Here is a 16953-nt window from a genome sequence, read left to right as displayed (position 1 = left end):
GTGGAAAGTTCCCCTGCCCCCCGCCGGAGTTACGGCGGAAAGTCGGCCGACCAGCGCCGCGCCGAGCGACGCGAGGCGGTGCTCGCGGCCGCGCTGGAGATCTGGCAGGAGAACGGCTGGGCGGCGGTGACCATGCGCGGTGTCTGCGCGCGGGCGGGGCTGACCGACAGGTACTTCTACGAGAGTTTCACCGACCGCGACGCGCTCCTGGCCGCGATCTGGGACCAGATGCGCGACGAGACCCTGGCGATGCTGCTCGGGGCGATCACGCCGTACGCCGACGACGACCCGGTCGAGCAACTGCATGCCGCGCTGGTGGCCATTGTCCACCACGTCGGTGACGAGCCGCGGCGCGCGCAGATCATCTTCGGCGACCACTCCGGCAGCGCCGTCCTCGAGCAACGTCGGCGCGACACGATCCAGTTGGCCGTCGGCCTGGTCATCGATCTCGCCCGGCCCTACCTGCGGGCCGATGTCGACGAGATCGCGTTCCGGGTGAGCGTCCTGGTCGGCATCGGCGGGTTCGTGGAGACGATCCTGGCCTGGCGGTCCGGTCTGATCACGGTGGACACCGATGCCCTCGTCGAGCATCTCGCCGGCGTGAGCATCGACCTCGCACCGCGGTTCCTGCGTCCCTGGAACTGAGCCCGGGCTGAGGGCCGCTGCGAGACTGGCGGCAACCAAAAGCCGATCTCGCGCATCACACCAGGCAGAACTTCGCTCGGAAAGGGCCTGCCATGAACCGTCTGACCATCGTCTCCCTCACTGCCGCCGCCGTCCTCGGGTCGGCGGGTGGGGTCACCCTCGCCGTTGCCAGTGGGGGCGACGACGACAGCACCGGACGTGACGGCTCGTCGCAGTCGACGGCGGGAGATGGCTCCAGCAAGCCCACGGACGGACCGGCGGATGCTGGCCTCTTCTACTACGCCGACGGCGCGATCCATGACGGCGACCAGAACGTCGCCGTCCCCACCGGCGTCGGGACCGGCGAGGTCGTCGCGCTCCAGCGAGTCAAGGGTGGATGGCTCTTCATCGAGGCAGCCGAGGACGGCAGTGGCGACCCGTTGCGCGTCGGAACCTTCATCGCCACCGACGGCAGGAGCTGGCGGATCGGCGAATGGCGCGGGCAGTGGGACGTCTCGGCCGCGAGGGACCGGGTGGTCTACGGCAACGGTGTGAGCTGGAAGTCTGCAGAGTTCGCGACCCGCAAGGCGACGCCGCTCGACATCATCGACGGTCCCGGCGAGGAGCACGAGTACATGGTCGGCGCCGACACGCTCCCCGGAATCGCGATCACCGCGAAGGGCGTGTTGACCGGGTGGAAGGTCCGCGACGAGAACCTGATCGTCGAGACCAACTCCGAGCACTGGTCGCACGAACTCCTCGTCCTGCCGCGCGACATCGACGTCCCGCAGACGTCCGGCAACGGGAAGTACGCCGCCGGCAGCACCCCCAACCCCGAGACCGCCCCCGACAACCCGGTCGGCTCCTGCCTGACCGGCGGCCGGCTCGACGCGGTCGAGCAGTGGTGGGAGCAGTGCGAGCGCCGCGCGGCCTCCGCGTCGCCGTACTCCAGCGACGGCGAACAGCTGCTCGTCGGCATCGCCACCGGCGACGGCCCGTCCCCGTCGAACCTGGAGGTCGTCGACTCCACGACCGGCAACCTGCTGCACGAGTTCGATCCGGGCGGCTACCTGATCGGTGCCGAGTGGGCCGGTGAGGAGAACACCGTCGTCACCCTCACCGGGCAGGACAACACGTCCGCACTGTCGATCCAGCGCTGCGTCATCACGACGGCGAAGTGCACGAGCGTGCTGAAGGTCGAGGGCACCGTGGTGCTCGGCTCGTCGACCTGAGCGCTCAGTCCTTCGGGCAGCCCGCTCTGATGAGCAGGTCGCCGACTGGGCGGCTGACCGTTCCGCCCGCACCGACGGCCTGCACGCTCACGCCGTGGGTTCCGATCGCGCCCGGGTCGTAGCCCGAGGGAAGGGTGGCCGTCCAAGAACTGCCGCTCGCGGTCATGGCGAAGGTGCGTGGGACGCCGGCAATGAGCACGGTGACCCTGGTCGCGTTCCGGACCCGAGCTGTCACCTGCACCGTGTATGTCGGGCAATAGTTGCCCTGGTAGACAGTCGGAGGCTCCCCTGCAATCGACGCGGCGTCGATCACCGGCGCCGGCTTCGGTTCGGGCTTCGGCGTCGGCTTCTTCGTTGGCTTGGGTTCGGGCTTCGGTTCGGGGGTCGGGGTCGCGCTCTCCGACGGCGTCTCCGACTCACTCGGGGTCTCGGACGGGCTGGGCTTCTCTGACGGCTTCTCGCTCGGCGTCGGCGTGGGCTCTTCGGCCGGACCGGGGTCGGACGGTGTGCCGATGTACACCAGGCGTTCGGCCGAGTCGGCACCGTCGCCGCCCTCCTGGCTCACGACCAGCACGTGCACGCCTTCGGGGGCGTCCCACTGGAACGTGCCGTACACCAGCTTGTCGCTGCGATCGAGGTCCGTGGCCGTGGCGACGTCCTTGCCGTCGACGGTGAGGACCAGGCTGGTGATCTCGTCGTCCGCGGTGGCGTGCGCGCTGACCAGGATCTCGCCGGGCACCAGCGTCGCGTCGACCGTCGGGCTGTCGATCCAGACGTTCGGTTCCCCGGCGGATGCGGACATCGAGAGTCCGACGACGGTGGCGCCGACACCGACGGCGGCTGCCAGGCCCGAGGCAGTAGCAGTGATCCAGCCCATGGCCCGACCCTAGGGTCCCGTCGGCCGAAGGTCAGCCGGATCGGGTGTCATCCCTGTGTCATCCTCGTGTCATCCCGGCCGATTCGGTTCTGCGCCGGTCCCCGACTCCCTATGTTCAGCCCATGACGCGACGGGTCTCGGGCTGGCTTGCCCATGTGCTCGCCTGGTCCCTTCTGGTGACCGGCATGGCGGTGCTCTACCTGCGCCACCAGGACCGCGAGGACGCGGAGCCTGCGAAGGCGACCACCTCGACGTACGCGACGATGCCGTTCCCGAGCACCCTCTCGCTCCAGGGTGCCGACCGGGGGCGGGTCGGGTCCGCCTTCCAGTTCGCAGCCGAAGGATTCAGCGCCGTCGGCGTCGCCTCCGTGACGTTGTACGACGGCGCGCGGGCCGTGGACACCGTCGCACCTGACGGCACGGGCCAGATCCCGCTGGTGCTGCCAGCGCTGAGCGTGGGCCGCCACACGGTGCATGCAGCCGTGACCGACAAGGACGGAAAGGTCTCCGACACCGCTCCGGTGCAGGTGCTCGTCGGGGTCGCGCCCGGCAAGGAGGACGTGCCGGTCGAGGTGCCCGTGCTCCCTGGCGAGACGCCGACCGACGTGTCCGAACGGCTCGGGGTCCCCGTCGAGAACCTGCTGACCGGTGCACGGAAGATCGACCCGAAGGCAGCGCTGCCGGCAGGGGTGCGGGTGGTCGCCGTCGTACCGCCGGACGCCGGGATCGACGTGCTGCGTGGCGATTCCCCCGTCGTCACCGCGGGCCACGACCCCGGCCCGCTGACCCTCACCGCCCAGGAGCACCCGTGCGGCGTGGAACTGACGGCCAAGGGTGTCGACGGCAAGGTGACCTTCTTCCGGGGGAGCGGCGGCACCGGGGGCTGGGTCCAGATCGGCCGCCCCCAGGGGGACGGCAAGACCACGATCGACGGGCTCACTCCGGGCCAGCACGTGTTCTTCGCCCGGGCAGATCAGGGCGCGGGCTACGTCACCTCGGGGCAGGTGTCGGTCATCTTCCCCGACAACTGTGGCGACGATGACGGCTGGACGGGCACTGCCTCCATCGAGGACGGCGACCTGATCATCCCGAAGGATGCTCCCGGAGCGTTCGTGTTGCTGTCGGTGAACGGCACGACCTGGCACCGGGTTCCCGCGTCCCAGGACGAGTTCTTCTACGCCCATCAGCGCACCTCGTTGGCGCACCTGTTGCCCTCCTTGGCCGGCAACAGGCTCCAACTGCAGGTGTTCTCGGTGACCAACGACATCGGACCGATGCAGGTGGCCTCGGGCGAGCTCCGGGTGCCGACCGACCGCACCATCGCGTCCTACATCGGCGAACCGTCGGCCGTTTCCCTGACGGTCGACACCACGTCCGGACCCGCGAGCGGGATCACCCTGGAGTCCACGGACAAGAAGCTCGATTTCACCTGGAACGGAGCGTCGAAGGCCACCACCCGGGTCCGGTGGCAGGTGCTGACGACGCGCACCACCGCCTCGGACCTGAGCCTGAACCCGCCGGGCCTGCTGGCGTCCGGCGTGTCCGAGGCGTCGGACACGAGCAACCTCGGCGAGCGCTCCGGCACGTTCTCGATCGACACCGCCAGCATTCCTCGCGCCGATCGGGAAGCGCCCGGGATCAAGGGTTCGGGCACTGCCGTCGCGCTCAGGCCGCCCGCGATCGGTGGCGTGCTGAACACCGAGCCCGCGTACGCGTCGATCGTCCCGGTGTCGGACCTGACCGAGGCGGCAGCGCCGGTGGACCTGCCGGTTGAGGGCAGCACCGTCTTCGTGCGGGTGGTCCCCGAGACCGGGCCTGCGGCGGCCTCGCCCAGCGTGTTCGTGTCGCTGCCGGCGCACCAGTCCGTCAAGAAGGGCGTCGACTTCAATGTCAACACGGTCAAGGTCGACGCCGGCCGGGCCGCCAACCCGAAGTTCGCGGGCTGTGCCCAGGTCGAGGTGCCGTGGGGGAAGTTCCTGCCGCCGGACCCGTTCACCAGTGGCGACGGGGTGGGGACTGCGGAGGAGTTCGACCGGTACTACGCCGGCTACCACTACCCACAGTCGGGCCTCTACTGCCCGGGCGACTGGCCACCGCCCGAGGAATGCGATGAGTGGTACTGCGAGGTTGGCGAGTTCCTCTACGACGCCGCCGGGGTGCTGATCGGCTTCGTCGTCGAGGTCTATTCGATCGTCTCGCACGTCTACAACGGCCTGATCGACGGCGTGGTCAACGTGCTGACCGAGCTCAACCCGATCTGTGCCGCGCTGGGTGCCGGGGGCGCGGGCAAGGCAGCGAAGTCGTGCAAGACGGTCACCGGGTTCGCCACCAAGGCCGCGATCTCGGCGGTGCTGACCACCGTGGGTCTGCCGCCGTCGCTGCCGTCGATCGAGGAACTCGAAGCGATCGCCAGCGGCGAGCTGGACGCGCTGGCGGTCGAGCTGATGAAGGGCCTGGGCGTTCCGTGTGACGCGGTGACTCCGCCTGACGGATTCGACGACGCCCTCGCCGTGGCCGGTGAGAAGCTCAACGCGCCGGTGCTGTCCGCGGCAGCCGACCCGTGCCTGGCCGTCGCGCACCTGTTGATCGCGAACGTGCGCAAGACCGCGGTCGCGAGCGCCCAGCAGGGGCTGGCCGCCAGCAGTGGCATGCCGGACTTCCCGGACATCGAGGGGTTGACGATGAAGGCCGACCAGCGCGGGTTGTCCGACCCGATGAAGGTCGAGGTTTCGATCACGGTCCGCGACGTCGACGCGGACACGACGGGGCTCGACTGCTCTGCGGTGGCCTACCGCCCGGCCACGGCCGGGGGCCCCGGGTACGGGCTGCAGTCGATCGGTCCTTACGGGTTCTTCCGGTTCACGCTGTCTCCCACCAACGCCACGGGGCGCACGTTCAAGGGCACGGGGGTGCGCTATCCGATCGACGGTGGGGTCGTGGCCGAAGGTGCGCAGTTCCCGGTCACCGTGAGCCCGAACCAGCCGACCGGCTGCCGGTTCGCCACCACCGTCGAGACCGGGACGGTCAGAGCGCCTGACCAGTGAGGGTCAGCAGACGCACCCGGCCCCGGCGCAGGGTGCGGTAGTACGTCGACCGGCTCATGTGCAGGTCGCGGTGAGCGGACTGGTGGCCCGCCGCGTCGAAGTAGCCCCGCACGAAGGTCGCGTGCAGCAACCGCTCGGACGACGACGTACCGAAGCAGGCATCGACCTGGTCGCGGATCAACCGGCGTACCACCCGGAGCCGGGTGGCCAGGTCGCCGTCGCCGACCTGGCTGAGCGGGCAGGCCGCGAGCCACTCGTCGTCGCGGTAGTGGCGCACGGCGTCGAGGAGTTCCTCGCCAGCCAGATGGGACGCCGCGCCGTGCCAGCCGGCGAACAGCGCAACGAGGGCGTCGGCCGCCCGTTCGAGACGCCGTGGGTCGACGTCGCCGAGGATCTCGTGCAGGCGTGCGTGGACCTCGGAATGAAGCGTCCCGTCCAGTGCGAGCCCGACAGGTGCGTCGGCTTCGTCGGCTGGAGCAGAGGTCATGACACCAGCATGACGCGTCAGGAGTCTTGACAATCCCGGATGGATGGTAGTGATTCGACGTAATCTTCAGGGGGCCGTTGCCTGCGGGCCGAGCTCGTTCTGCGCTAGTCCTGCACGCGCAGCAGCGGGCGAATCGCCTGCCGGGCGTGGTGAATCCGGGCCTTGATGGTGCCGAGCGGGGTGTCCAGCAGCCGCGCGATCTCGTTGTAGTCGAGCTCCTGCACGTCGCGCAGCACCAGCGCTTCCGCCTGGTCCGGCGAACTCGCGGCCAGGACCTCGAGCGCGTCCAGCAGGTCCAGGCGACTGCCCGCGATCACGCTCGTGGTGCGCGGGTCGGCGTACACGGGGAGCTCGTCGACGGCGTGTTCGGAGGCCCGCCGCTTCAGTGAGCGGTACGTCGACCGGGCGCTGTTGGACGCCACGGCATGCAGCCACGTGGTGAACCTGCTGCGCCCGCCGAACGTGTGGATCTTCGTCGCGACGAGGAGCAGCGCGTCCTGGGTCGCCTCCTCGGCGTCCTGGGGATGCAGCAGCATCCGGCCGCAGATACGGCGTACCCGCGGCTGGATGGCGGCGAGCAGGTCCTCGATCGCGGCGCTGTCACCGGCGGCGGCGCGCAGCGCCAACTCGTCCAGGTCGACCTGACCGGTCTGGTCCTCCACCACCCACGCCTCCGAGTCGTCGCGTTTCCCTGCATTCCTGTGAGGCACAATACGCAGCGTGTCCTTGCCGGAGCGTCTCGGGAGACTCCGCCGGATCGACCGGATCGGAGCTGGTGGTTTCGCGACCGTCTGGCTCTACCAGGACGATGAACTGGACTCGCTGGTCGCCGTCAAGGCGCTCGCCGACAACTGGGCGATCCGTGAGGACGTCTGTGACCGGTTCCTCGAAGAGGCGCGGATCCTGCGCCGCGCGGACTCCGACCACGTCGTCCGCGTCTATGACATCGGCGAGGTCGACGGCACGCCGTACTTCGTCATGTCCTACGCCGATCGCGGTTCGGTGGCGGATCTCGTCCAGCCCGGCGAATCGTTGCCGCCCGCCCGGGTGGTCGACCTGCTGGCGCAAGCGGGCGACGGCATCGCGGTGTTGCACCGCCACGGCGTCATCCACCGCGACATCAAGCCGCAGAACCTCCTGCTGCGCTCCACGCCCGAGGGCGGAGAGAAGGTACTGGTCGCCGACCTGGGTGTCGCGAAGGCGATGCTGCACGCGAGCGGGCTGACCCAGGTCGTCGGCACGCCCGCCTACATGGCGCCCGAACAGGCGATCGGCATCGGCCTCGACTTCCGCGCCGACGTGCACGCCCTCGGCGCCGTCGGCTACCACCTGCTCACCGGCCGCCTGGTCCGCGACGGCGGCTTCGGTGCCCTGTTGGCACCGACCCTGCCGCCTCCTCCCTCCGCGATCGCGGCGGTGCCGTCGTCGTACGACGGGGTGGTGATGCGTGCGCTCGCGACCAATCCCGACGACCGGTGGCCCGACGTGCCGTCGTTCGTCGCGGCACTCCGCGAGGCCGAACGATCCGCCGGTCAGCCCTCGCCGGTCACCGTGCAGGTGGCTCCGCCGCAAGTTCGTCGAGTAGCGCCGAGCGCCAGCGAGGCGCGTATCGAGACGCTCGAGGACGAGCAGAAGGGCAGCGCGCTCCGCCTGGCCGGTCTCGCCCTGCTCGTGCTCCTCGTTGCCTTCGGTGCTGCGTACGGCGTCACGCGGGTCCTCGACCGCAACCCGACCGCCGAAGACCCCAAGGGACAAGGGGAATCGCCGTCGGGCGAAGGCGAGTCGCCGACGAGCGAACCCGCCGCGGACATCGATTTCCCTGCCCTCGCGGCGCCGGCCGACTACGAGGTCCACGTGGTGCGGACCAAGGAGGGCGGATGGAACTACCTCGCGCCGACGGGCTGGGTGGCGTTCAAGGTCAAGGACAACGGCAGCGATGCCGGTGTGCTCGACGTGGCGCAGATCGACGAGCAGCGACAGGTGCGCTGGCGGCCGGAGGGCGAGCCCGCGGTCGGCGGCTACAGCCTGCGTGTCGAGGCGATCACGTCGACCGAGTCCGTCGCGGAGATGGTTGCGGCCAAGGTCGACGCGTTCGTGAACTCGCCCGACCTCGTCGGTGTCGAACTCCTCAACCGGACCAACGACACCGTCTACTTCACCTTCCGGGACGGAGCCAACCGGCTCCGCTACAACTTCTTCCGCTGGGTTGCTGACGCCGAGGGCCTGGCCGGCCTGGAGATCTCGGTGACCGGTCGCAAGGCCGACGAGTCGGCGTTGTCCGACCTGCTCGACAGCGTGTCCGGGAGCGCGAACCCGTCCTAGGAGTCAGCGAAGCGTCCCGCTGAGGACGGTGGCGTACCGCTCGGGGTCGTGGTGGATCTGCGCGTCGAGGCCTGCTGCAGTGAACGCCGCCGCGGCCTCGTCGGACTGCTCGTCGGACACCTCGGAGAAGACGCTGCCACCCGGCTTGAGCCAGGTGGGGGCGAGGGCCGCGACTCGGCGCAGCACGTCGAGCCCGTCGAGCCCGCCGTCGACGGTGCCGAGCGGTTCGTGGTCGCGGGACTCGGGCGGCATCAGCGCGATCGCGGCGGTCGGGACGTAGGGGACGTTGGCGAGGATGACGTCGACGTGCCCACGCAACGCGGCGGGCAGCGGCTCGGCCAGGTCGCCGAGATGGGCGACCCCGCCGACAGGTTCGAGGTTGTGGGCCGCGCAGGCAACGGCGATTGGGTCGTTGTCGGTCGCGTGCAGCGCCGTCGCAGGGTGGCGACGGGCCAGGGCCAGCGCCAGGGCGCCACTGCCGCAACACAGGTCCAGCACCGTTGCCGGACCGGTGGCCAGCGCGTCCGCCGCCAGTCCCACGAGGTACGACGTCCGCTGCCGCGGCACGAAGACGCCCGGTTCCACCGCGACCCGGAGCCCGTCGAACGCGACCCAGCCGACGACGTACTCGAGGGGTTCGCCTGCGACGCGGCGCGCGACCAGTGCCTCGAGCTCGGTCGTCGTACCGGCTGCTTCCTCGAGCAACGCGGCCTCTTCCTCGGCGAACACGCAGCCCGCGGTGCGGAGGCGGGTCACGAGGTCGGGCACCCGGCCACCTTGTCGCCGTTGATCGAGCTTGTCGAGATCACGCCTCCGGCATCAGCCACCACGCGACGGCGTACAGCACGATGCCGAGGCCGGACCCGAACACGATCGCGGCGACCAGGACGAGGCGCACGATGGTGGCGTCGACACCGAAGTGGTCGGCGATGCCGCCGCAGACACCGGCCACCATCCGGTTGTGCGAGCGGCGGGTCAGCCGCCGACCGGCGGTGGCCTGCGGGTAGGACGGGGCCGGGGACGGGGCGGGGTAGTTGTCGTAGTTGCTCATGCCTCAACGGTGCCCGGGCGCGCGCCTCCGCACATCGGGGACCGACCCCGGTCGTACCCGGGCCTCACCCCCGAGGGACCCCGGCCCGTGACCGGACCGATCCCTGAGTGTCGCTGCCAACCCCGGCGGCGTACTGACACAATCGACACGTGCCGGACGTCCCACCCCTGCGGCCGCAGGTGGTTGCCCATCGCGGTGCCAGCCATGAACTCGCCGAACACACGCTGGCGGCTTATCTGCGGGCGCTCGACACCGGCGCGGGTGGTCTGGAGTGCGATGTCCGCCTGACCGCCGACGGGCACCTCGTCTGCGTGCACGACCGCGACCTCCGTCGTACCGCCTCCACCAAGGGCCTCGTCTCCACGATGGACCTCGCGGACCTGTCCGAGCTCGACTTCGCCGCCTGGAAGAACCCGTGGGCGGACCTCGACGACGAGGCGCCCGAGGCCGACGAGTCGCTCCACAGCGTGCTCACGCTCCGCAAGCTCCTCGAGACCGTCGCCGACTACGACCGCCGCGTCGAGATGGCCATTGAGACCAAGCACCCGACCCGCTTCGGTGGTCTCGTCGAGAAGCGCCTCGTCGAGATGTTGCGCGAGTTCGGCTGGGACCAGCCGGGGTCGCCGGTGCGGGTGATGAGCTTCTCGTTCACCGCGTTGCAGCGCGTCGAGCGCCTCGCCCCCGACATCCAGCTCGTCCAGCTCTTCGACAAGCCCAACCAGTGGCCCATGCTGCGGCGCGTCATCGGCAAGGACTGGATCGTCGGCCCCGGCATCAAGATCCTCCGCCAGCACCCGAAACTGCGGGACAGCCTGGTGCGCAGCGGCCGCGACATCCACGTGTGGACGGTCAACAAGGAGAAGGATCTCCAGATCTGTCTCGACCTGGGCGTCAAGGCCGTGATCAGCGACAAGCCGCGGTTCATGCTGGACCTCCTCGACACCCGCTTCGGTCCCGCCGAGTAGGTTTCGGCGCATGGCCAAGAAGAACCGCACCAAGTCATCCGGGACCGCGACCGAGACCCCCGCCGGCGAGGTCGGTCCGCGCCAGCCCTGCCCGTGTGGCTCCGGCAAGCGCTACAAGGCCTGCCACGGTGCTGCCGGCGGTGCCGACGTGTTCGTGAAGCGTCCGTTCGAGGGCCTGGCCTCGGAGTGCGACGTCGTCGCGCTGCGCGAGCTCGTCCCGGCCGCGACCGCCGTACTTCCTCTCAAGGGTGAGTACGCCGACCGCGTGGTCAAGCTCTGCTCCCTGCTCCCGGGCGCCGCCCCGGCGCTGGTCCGCGACAGCGGCGAGGTGTGGCTCGGCCTGCAGGTCCAGCATGCCTACGGCGACCCCGCCCGCGACCTCGGTGCCGTGCTCGAAGCGGCCCTCGCCGCCGAGCCGGGCGCCGGCATGATCGGCCTGACCAGCAACCCCGGGCAGGGTCCGCGACTGCAGGACCTCGTCGTGGACGGCGACCTCAAGATCGAGGTCCACGAGGGCTTCGAGTTCTGGGTGTCCGACATGGAGGCCAGTTCCGAGCTGGCCCAGGCGCTGGAGGCTGCTGACGGTGCTGCCGCCCCGACCGCCCGCCTGACCGAGGTCACCGCGGCCTACTGGACCGCGATGGGCTCCAAGGAGCACCTGCGCTGGGTGATGCCCGAGCCCGAGGACGTGCTGCTCGACGCCCTCGCGCGTCTGCACGTATCCGGTGATGACGTCATCGTGCCCGACGCCCGCCTGGTCGGCATGTTCCGCGCCCACGGCCTGCTCGCCCCCGTCTGGGACCTCCCCGTCGGCACGGGCCCCGAGCCGCTCGAAGACGCCGCAACGACCTTCAAGGCCAAGCTCGACGCCGCCCTGGCCAACACGGCCGACCTCACCACCGAGGAGCGCTCCGCGCGCAACGGCCTGGCCAACCGTCAGGTCACCATCCGCTGACGAGGTGCGCTGGTTTCTCACACGAAGTGCGTTGGTTTCTTGCTCGAGGTCTGAGGGTTTCTCACCCCGTGCGAGAAACTGCCGCACCTCGAAGCAGAAACCAGCGCACTTCGACCAAGAAACCCACGCACTTCGCGGTCAGCTGGGCTGCAGGGCCCAGACGTGGAGGCGTGAGTAGCCCTTGACCGACACCCTCCGCAGCCGGCGGAAGCGGTACGACGACGCGTCGGTCGCCGGGTGGTGGGTCGCTGCCGGATCGTCGTGGTCGTCGTCGGACGTCCGTCCCGAGAGTGCCTCGTAGGCGCCCTCGTCGACGAGCACGGAGTTGGGCCGGGCGATCGAGGTGAGCCGGGCGGCGATGTTGACGGTCGGCCCGAAGACGTCGCCAAGACGAGTCACCACGTCGCCGTACGCGATGCCGGCACGGACCGCAGGGAACGGGTCGTCGTGGTCGGCGCCGCGGCGGGTGAGCTCGGCGGCGATCTCGGCCATGGCCACGGCGTCCTCGGCCACGATCAGGAGCTCGTCGCCGATGTTCTTGATGATCCGGCCGCCGCGGTCGACGGCGAGGCGGAGCACCGTCGTCTCGAAGTCCTCGAGCCAGGCGACCAGTTCACGGTCGGTCAGGGTCCGTGAGCGCGAGGTGTAGCCGACGATGTCGACGAAGCAGACGGCCAGTGTCGTGGACGCTCCGGAACCGGTCTCGGCCAGCATCCGGGCGCTCGCGCTGAGCAGGTGCCGACGCCAGACGTAGCTCTGGAGCTCCTCGACGAGCGGCATCACTTCGTCGGAGATGGCGAGCAGGCCGTTGGTCGGATCGGCGCCGCTCTCGACGGCGACGTCGGCGAGCAGGGCGACCTGCCAGTCGGCGAGCCGGGCGAAGCTGCGCCCCCAGGTGCGGACCAGGCCGGCCTGGCGGTCCGGGCTGAGCACGCCGACGGAGATCAGTTGGCTGGCCAGCCGTACTGCCTCGACGTCGGCGGAGGTGAACGCCACGGCGTCATCGGGGACGTGGGCGAAGCCCAGCAGGTGCCACAGTTCCTCGGCGATGACGGTGGGTACGCCGGACTGTTCGGCGACCTGCGCCCGGTTGAACTGGGGACGCTCGCCGAGCAGGTGCTCCTCGAGCGCACCAATGACCCCGCCGTCTCCGGCGGGGTCATCCGGCGAATTCACGAGTCGATCAGCCTGCGTCGTTGCCGAAGCGCGACTGGGCGACCTCGACGAGCGCCGCGTGGAACGTGGGCCACTCGGCGTCGAGCTGCGTCAGCGTCTCGTCGGTCAGGTGGATGGTGTCGAGGGGCGTGAGCGCGACGATGGAGGCGGTGCGCAGCGAGTGGCCGACGATCGCGGCCTCGCCGACGATTTCACCGGGACCCAACTGGGCGATCTCGACGCCGTCGCGTCGGACCGACACGGTGCCGGCGAGAAGGATGTACGCCTTGTCGGCGGGGGTGTCCTCCCAGATCGGCGACCAGCCCTGGGGGAGCTTCACGCGCCGCCCGGTCGCGCTGATCCGCGCGATCTCCTGCGGCGTGAAGTGCTCGAAGAACGTTGCCATGCTGACCCTTTCGCTGTGCCTGACCCTGACATTTCGCCGGCGTCCGGCTCCCCATGTGCTGCTGGTGACCTTAGTCGTCCCCGGCTCCCAGCGGGAGCCTCGCGGGATTACCTGTCACAACGTGTCCCGGCCAGCGGGGTTACCCCAGCGGGTCGCGCGCCACCGGGCAGCTCATGCAGCGCGGACCACCGCGGCCGGACCCGAGCTCGGAGCCCGCGATCCGGATGACCTCGATGCCCTCCTCCTCGAGCCGCGCGTTGGTGCCGTCGTTGCGCTCGTAGGCGACGGCGAGACGCGGTGCGAGGGCGAGTGTGTTGTTCCCGTCGTCCCACTGCTCGCGCTCGGCGGTGACCGGGTCGAGGCCGGTGTCGATGAGGTGCAGGGTGTCGATCTGCATCGCCTTCGCCGCCGCCACCAGGAACGGCTCGGGCGGGGCCACGTCGATCACGGTCGAACCGGGTTCGCGTGCGGTCACGGCGTACGCCGTCAGGTGGTCGGCGACGTTCGGGTACATCACGACCTTGTCGACGTCGACCATCGTGCAGACGGTGTCGAGGTGCATGGTCGCGCGCTCCTGGGCGATCGGGACCGCCAGGACGGTGGTCGCCAGACCGGCCCGGAACACCTGGCGCGCGAGCCGCTCGGCACCTGCGGGCGTCGTACGTTCGCCCACGCCGACGGCGATGACCCCCGGTGCGAGGAGCAGTACGTCGCCGCCCTCGACGTGTTCGAGGTGGTGGCCGTGCAACCGCTCGGTGCCGGCGAAGCGCGGGTGGTAGTGGTAGATCAGCTCGGTCAGCTGGGTCTCGCGGCGCCGGGCGGGCATTGCGAGCGAGGTGACCGCGACACGGTCGGGCAGCCAGAACGACGAGTCGCGTGTGAAGAGCAGGTTCGGCAACGGGTCGACCAGGAAGGTGTCGTCGGACAGCAGCGACGTGACGAGCGTGCCGCTGGCCAGGCCGGAGCGGACCTCGTCGTTGCGGACGCCGGCGGTGAGCAGGTGGGTGAGCTCTTCGGGCGTGGCGGCGCGGAACATCGCACGCAGGTGCTCGCGGACCGGGTCGCCGAGGTCGCGACCGCTGGGCCCGGTGAGGGTCGTGTCGATCACCGCGGCCCGGGCGGCCGACACCTCGAGGGCTTCGGTGAGCAGTTCGGTCAGGTAGAGCACCTCGACGTCGTGGCTGCGCAGCGCTTCGGCGAAGGCGTCGTGCTCCTCCTGGGCGCGGGCGACCCACGGGATCCCGTCGAAGAGCAGCCGGTCGTTGTTGCGCGGGGTCAGCCGCTGCAGTTCGGGTCCGGGACGATGCAGCAGGACCGTACGCAGACGACCGACTTCGCTGTCGGCGCCGTGGGCGGCAGGGTTCACCATGCGCCCACCCTAGGCGTGCGCTGCCGGGCGCGTCAGCGCCGGAACGGATCGGCGGGGTAGACGCCGAGGATCTTGATGTCGGTGGTGAAGAACGCGAGTTCTTCGAGCGCCCGCTTGAGTTCGGGGTCGTCCGGATGGCCGTCGACTTCGGCGAGGAACTGGGTCGCGGCGAACTCCGCGCCGACCATGTAGCTCTCGAGCTTGGTCATGTTGATGCCGTTGGTCGCGAACCCGCCGAGCGCCTTGTAGAGCGCGGCCGGGAGGTTGCGCACGTTGAAGACGAAACTCGTGACGACCGGACCGTTGCCTTGCGGGGCCGCGATGAACTCGGGGGAGAGTACGACGAAGCGGGTCGTGTTGTGGTCCTCGTCCTCGACGTCGTCGCGGAGGATCTGCAGGCCGTAGATCTCCGCGGCCAGCGGCGGTGCGATCGCGGCCTGGCGCGGGTCGGCGGCCTCGGCGACCTCGCGGGCGGCGCCGGCGGTGTCGCCGGAGATGATCGGCGTCAGGCCGAGTTCGCGGATGATCTTGCGGCACTGGCCGAGCGCGTGGACGTGGCTGTGGACCGTCTTGATCGTGTCGAACGACGCGTCCGCGGTGGCCATCAAGGTGAACTGGATCCGCAGGAAGTGCTCCGCGATGATGTGCAGCCCGGAGTCCGGCAGGAAGTGGTGGATGTCGGCGACGCGCCCGGCGATCGAGTTGTCGATCGGGATCATCGCCAGGTCGCAGTCACCACTGGTCACGGCCGCGAAGACGTCCTCGAACGACGCGCACGGGACGGCCTCGGCCTCCGGGTAGTGCCGACGGCACACCATGTCTGAGTTGGCGCCGGGTTCCCCCTGGTACGCGATACGAGCCATGCGCAAAGGGTAGTGGCCGAACACCTACGCTCGTCGCCATGGCCGTCGCACTCTCGATCCTCGCTCTCGTCGTCGCCCTCGCAGCCCTCGTGGTGGCCCTGAGGAACGGGACCAAGCGGGCCGGTGCCGGTGCCGACGACCTGCCTGCCGACGCTGCTGGCCTGCGCCGCGAGGTGGCCGCCCTGCGTGCCGAAGCGGTGGGCGCGCTGCGGCATCTCGCCGTGGTCCGGTACGACGCGTTCGACGAGATGGGCGGCCGGTTGTCGTGGTCGCTGGCCCTCGTCGACGACGGTGGCGACGGCGTCGTACTGACGTCGATCCGGGGCCGCAACGAGGCGCGGACCTACGCCAAGTCGGTCGCCGGGTGGAGCAGCGAGCAGGAGTTGTCGCCCGAGGAGACCGAAGCGGTCGCCCACGCGCGCATGGCGCGCTCGTAGGCAACTCGTCGACATCGCTGACCTGCTCTCAGCACGCACCAGGTGAGTGCTCAGCGCAGGTCAGTGCACGTCGTTCACGCTCCCGTCCACAGGTCGGGGCGCTCGGGCTGGTCGGAGCCGCGATGCGATGCCAACCTCCCCCCATGCCGCGTCACCTCGAGTTCACCCACCCCGGCCTGCAGGAACTGCTCGTGCGCGAACAGCACGGCGTCGTCTCGCGCCAGCAACTGCTGGCTCTGGGCGCGACCGACCACGACATTGCCCGCATGGTGCGGCGCCGGGAGCTGACCGCGCCCTGCCCCGGCGTGTACGTCGACCACACCGGCCGCCTGACCCGTGCCCAGCGAGAATGGGTGGCGCTGTTCACGTGCGCTCCCGCCGCGCTGAGCCACGAGTCAGCCATGCCCGGGGGCGACCCGCCGGTTGTGCACGTGTGCGTCGGTCCGGACCGGACCGTCCGGCGAATGGCTGGCGTCGTTGTCCACCGAACCGCGCATCTCGCGACACGAGTCGACTGGCGTCGTCGGCCGCCCCGGATGGCGCCGGAGCACGCCACGGTCGACGTGATGGAGTCTCGGATTCGCTCAGGTGACGTCGCCGGCGCATACGCCGCGCTGACCCGCGCCTGCTACACCCGCGAGGTCGGTCCCCCCATCTTGCGCTCGGCCCTGGCCCACCGCGCGAGGGTCACCCGTCGTGCGCTGATCGCGGGGATGATCGACGACGTCGAGCACGGCGCCAACTCGGTGCTCGAGCGCGGCTACCTCCAGTTGGTCGAGCGGGCACACGGACTGCCTCGTGCGCGGCGTCAGCAGGCAAGCCATGCGACCGGCAGGAAGACGGTCCAGGACGTCCGTTACGAGGAGTTCGGCGTCATTGTCGAGCCGGACGGTCGCGCCTTCCACGATTCGCCGGAGGCCCGCGACGTCGACGCTCGACGTGACCTCGCCGAACGAGCGGTCAGCGAAGCGGTGACGTTGCGGGTGACGTACGGACTCGTCTTCAACGACGGGTGTCGTACTGCTAGGTGGATCGCCACGATCCTGCAACGCCGCGGCTGGAACGGCGTGCTTCAGCGTTGTCCGCGTTGCCCTTGATCGTTGACCTGCTCTCAGCACGCACCAGGTGAGTGCTCAGCGCAGGTCAACGAGGTTCGCAGCTTGATG

At 70.1% G+C, this 16953-nt stretch carries 17 protein-coding genes; 8 read left to right on the top strand and 9 right to left on the bottom strand.

The window, feature by feature from the left end:
* Both HRC28_RS01605 and HRC28_RS01600 read left to right on the top strand, forming a co-directional pair.
* Nucleotides 1-645: a TetR/AcrR family transcriptional regulator gene (locus tag HRC28_RS01605; protein WP_182378348.1), complete on the top strand. Its 645-nt coding sequence runs from the start codon at nucleotides 1-3 to the stop codon at nucleotides 643-645.
* Nucleotides 646-737: 92 nt separating this feature from the next.
* The gene (locus HRC28_RS01600; protein WP_182378347.1) at nucleotides 738-1856 is read left to right on the top strand and encodes a hypothetical protein; all 1119 of its coding nucleotides are present in this window, start codon (nucleotides 738-740) and stop codon (nucleotides 1854-1856) included.
* Between the two features lie 4 nt (nucleotides 1857-1860).
* Here the strand turns inward: HRC28_RS01600 and HRC28_RS01595 are convergent, their stop codons facing one another.
* Complete coding sequence (locus HRC28_RS01595) at nucleotides 1861-2733, bottom strand: Ig-like domain-containing protein (RefSeq protein WP_182378346.1); 873 nt, start codon at nucleotides 2731-2733, stop codon at nucleotides 1861-1863.
* Nucleotides 2734-2855: 122 nt separating this feature from the next.
* Between HRC28_RS01595 and HRC28_RS01590 the strand changes: the two genes are divergently transcribed.
* The gene (locus HRC28_RS01590) at nucleotides 2856-5777 is read left to right on the top strand and encodes a hypothetical protein (RefSeq protein WP_182378345.1); all 2922 of its coding nucleotides are present in this window, start codon (nucleotides 2856-2858) and stop codon (nucleotides 5775-5777) included.
* Here the strand turns inward: HRC28_RS01590 and HRC28_RS01585 are convergent.
* A complete protein-coding gene (locus HRC28_RS01585) occupies nucleotides 5758-6264 on the bottom strand; it encodes a hypothetical protein (protein WP_182378344.1) in 507 nt (168 codons plus the stop codon). The genes HRC28_RS01590 and HRC28_RS01585 overlap by 20 nt on opposite strands.
* Before the next feature lie 104 nt (nucleotides 6265-6368).
* The gene (locus tag HRC28_RS01580; protein WP_182378343.1) at nucleotides 6369-6926 is read right to left on the bottom strand and encodes a sigma-70 family RNA polymerase sigma factor; all 558 of its coding nucleotides are present in this window, start codon (nucleotides 6924-6926) and stop codon (nucleotides 6369-6371) included.
* A 58-nt stretch (nucleotides 6927-6984) separates the two neighbouring features.
* Here HRC28_RS01580 and HRC28_RS01575 point away from each other — a divergent pair, with 58 nt between their 5' ends.
* Nucleotides 6985-8586 carry a serine/threonine-protein kinase gene (locus HRC28_RS01575; protein WP_182378342.1) on the top strand — a complete coding sequence of 534 codons (1602 nt, stop codon included), beginning with the start codon at nucleotides 6985-6987 and terminating at the stop codon, nucleotides 8584-8586.
* A gap of 3 nt (nucleotides 8587-8589) precedes the next feature.
* On the opposite strand, the gene HRC28_RS01570 is transcribed toward HRC28_RS01575, so the two are convergent.
* Both HRC28_RS01570 and HRC28_RS01565 read right to left on the bottom strand, forming a co-directional pair.
* Complete coding sequence (locus tag HRC28_RS01570; RefSeq protein ID WP_182378341.1) at nucleotides 8590-9354, bottom strand: putative protein N(5)-glutamine methyltransferase; 765 nt, start codon at nucleotides 9352-9354, stop codon at nucleotides 8590-8592.
* A gap of 37 nt (nucleotides 9355-9391) precedes the next feature.
* Nucleotides 9392-9637, bottom strand: a complete 246-nt coding sequence (locus HRC28_RS01565) for a PspC domain-containing protein (protein ID WP_182378340.1) — start codon at nucleotides 9635-9637, stop codon at nucleotides 9392-9394.
* Between the two features lie 149 nt (nucleotides 9638-9786).
* Between HRC28_RS01565 and HRC28_RS01560 the strand changes: the two genes are divergently transcribed.
* Together HRC28_RS01560 and HRC28_RS01555 are read left to right on the top strand one after the other, a co-directional pair.
* Nucleotides 9787-10602, top strand: coding sequence for a glycerophosphodiester phosphodiesterase family protein (locus tag HRC28_RS01560; protein ID WP_237111655.1), 816 nt, complete (start codon nucleotides 9787-9789; stop codon nucleotides 10600-10602).
* 10 nt (nucleotides 10603-10612) lie between these two features.
* Nucleotides 10613-11557: a DUF5926 family protein gene (locus tag HRC28_RS01555; RefSeq protein ID WP_182378339.1), complete on the top strand. Its 945-nt coding sequence runs from the start codon at nucleotides 10613-10615 to the stop codon at nucleotides 11555-11557.
* Nucleotides 11558-11695: 138 nt separating this feature from the next.
* Here the strand turns inward: HRC28_RS01555 and HRC28_RS01550 are convergent, their stop codons facing one another.
* From HRC28_RS01550 to HRC28_RS01535, 4 genes are all read right to left on the bottom strand, one after another.
* A complete protein-coding gene (locus HRC28_RS01550; RefSeq protein ID WP_182378338.1) occupies nucleotides 11696-12733 on the bottom strand; it encodes an adenylate/guanylate cyclase domain-containing protein in 1038 nt (345 codons plus the stop codon).
* A gap of 7 nt (nucleotides 12734-12740) precedes the next feature.
* Nucleotides 12741-13118, bottom strand: coding sequence for a cyclic nucleotide-binding domain-containing protein (locus HRC28_RS01545; protein ID WP_182378337.1), 378 nt, complete (start codon nucleotides 13116-13118; stop codon nucleotides 12741-12743).
* Nucleotides 13119-13257: 139 nt separating this feature from the next.
* On the bottom strand, nucleotides 13258-14487 hold the full coding sequence (locus HRC28_RS01540; protein ID WP_182378336.1) for an arginine deiminase: 1230 nt from the start codon (nucleotides 14485-14487) through the stop codon (nucleotides 13258-13260).
* Nucleotides 14488-14519: 32 nt separating this feature from the next.
* A complete protein-coding gene (locus tag HRC28_RS01535; protein WP_182378335.1) occupies nucleotides 14520-15350 on the bottom strand; it encodes a prephenate dehydratase in 831 nt (276 codons plus the stop codon).
* A gap of 38 nt (nucleotides 15351-15388) precedes the next feature.
* On the opposite strand from HRC28_RS01535, the gene HRC28_RS01530 reads away from it, so the two are divergent.
* Both HRC28_RS01530 and HRC28_RS01525 read left to right on the top strand, forming a co-directional pair.
* Entirely contained in the window at nucleotides 15389-15787 is a 399-nt protein-coding gene (locus tag HRC28_RS01530; protein WP_182378334.1) for a DUF4446 family protein, read from the top strand.
* Nucleotides 15788-15930: 143 nt separating this feature from the next.
* The gene (locus HRC28_RS01525; RefSeq protein WP_202033191.1) at nucleotides 15931-16884 is read left to right on the top strand and encodes a type IV toxin-antitoxin system AbiEi family antitoxin domain-containing protein; all 954 of its coding nucleotides are present in this window, start codon (nucleotides 15931-15933) and stop codon (nucleotides 16882-16884) included.
* Nucleotides 16885-16953: the final 69 nt, after the last annotated feature.

The sequence above is a fragment of the Nocardioides sp. WS12 genome, from assembly GCF_014108865.1.
GTDB lineage: Bacteria > Actinomycetota > Actinomycetes > Propionibacteriales > Nocardioidaceae > Nocardioides.
Note: the sequence above shows the minus strand (reverse complement) of the source record. Positions and strands in the feature narration are given on the sequence as shown.

Coding starts and splice junctions, on each gene's coding strand:
- HRC28_RS01565 (WP_182378340.1), bottom strand. CDS start 9,637: ATGAGCAACTACGACAACTACCCCGCCCCGTCCCCGGCCCCGTCCTAC.
- HRC28_RS01545 (WP_182378337.1), bottom strand. CDS start 13,118: ATGGCAACGTTCTTCGAGCACTTCACGCCGCAGGAGATCGCGCGGATC.
- HRC28_RS01555 (WP_182378339.1), top strand. CDS start 10,613: ATGGCCAAGAAGAACCGCACCAAGTCATCCGGGACCGCGACCGAGACC.
- HRC28_RS01535 (WP_182378335.1), bottom strand. CDS start 15,350: ATGGCTCGTATCGCGTACCAGGGGGAACCCGGCGCCAACTCAGACATG.
- HRC28_RS01540 (WP_182378336.1), bottom strand. CDS start 14,487: ATGGTGAACCCTGCCGCCCACGGCGCCGACAGCGAAGTCGGTCGTCTG.
- HRC28_RS01525 (WP_202033191.1), top strand. CDS start 15,931: ATGCCGCGTCACCTCGAGTTCACCCACCCCGGCCTGCAGGAACTGCTC.
- HRC28_RS01595 (WP_182378346.1), bottom strand. CDS start 2,733: ATGGGCTGGATCACTGCTACTGCCTCGGGCCTGGCAGCCGCCGTCGGT.
- HRC28_RS01600 (WP_182378347.1), top strand. CDS start 738: ATGAACCGTCTGACCATCGTCTCCCTCACTGCCGCCGCCGTCCTCGGG.
- HRC28_RS01585 (WP_182378344.1), bottom strand. CDS start 6,264: ATGACCTCTGCTCCAGCCGACGAAGCCGACGCACCTGTCGGGCTCGCA.
- HRC28_RS01530 (WP_182378334.1), top strand. CDS start 15,389: ATGGCCGTCGCACTCTCGATCCTCGCTCTCGTCGTCGCCCTCGCAGCC.
- HRC28_RS01590 (WP_182378345.1), top strand. CDS start 2,856: ATGACGCGACGGGTCTCGGGCTGGCTTGCCCATGTGCTCGCCTGGTCC.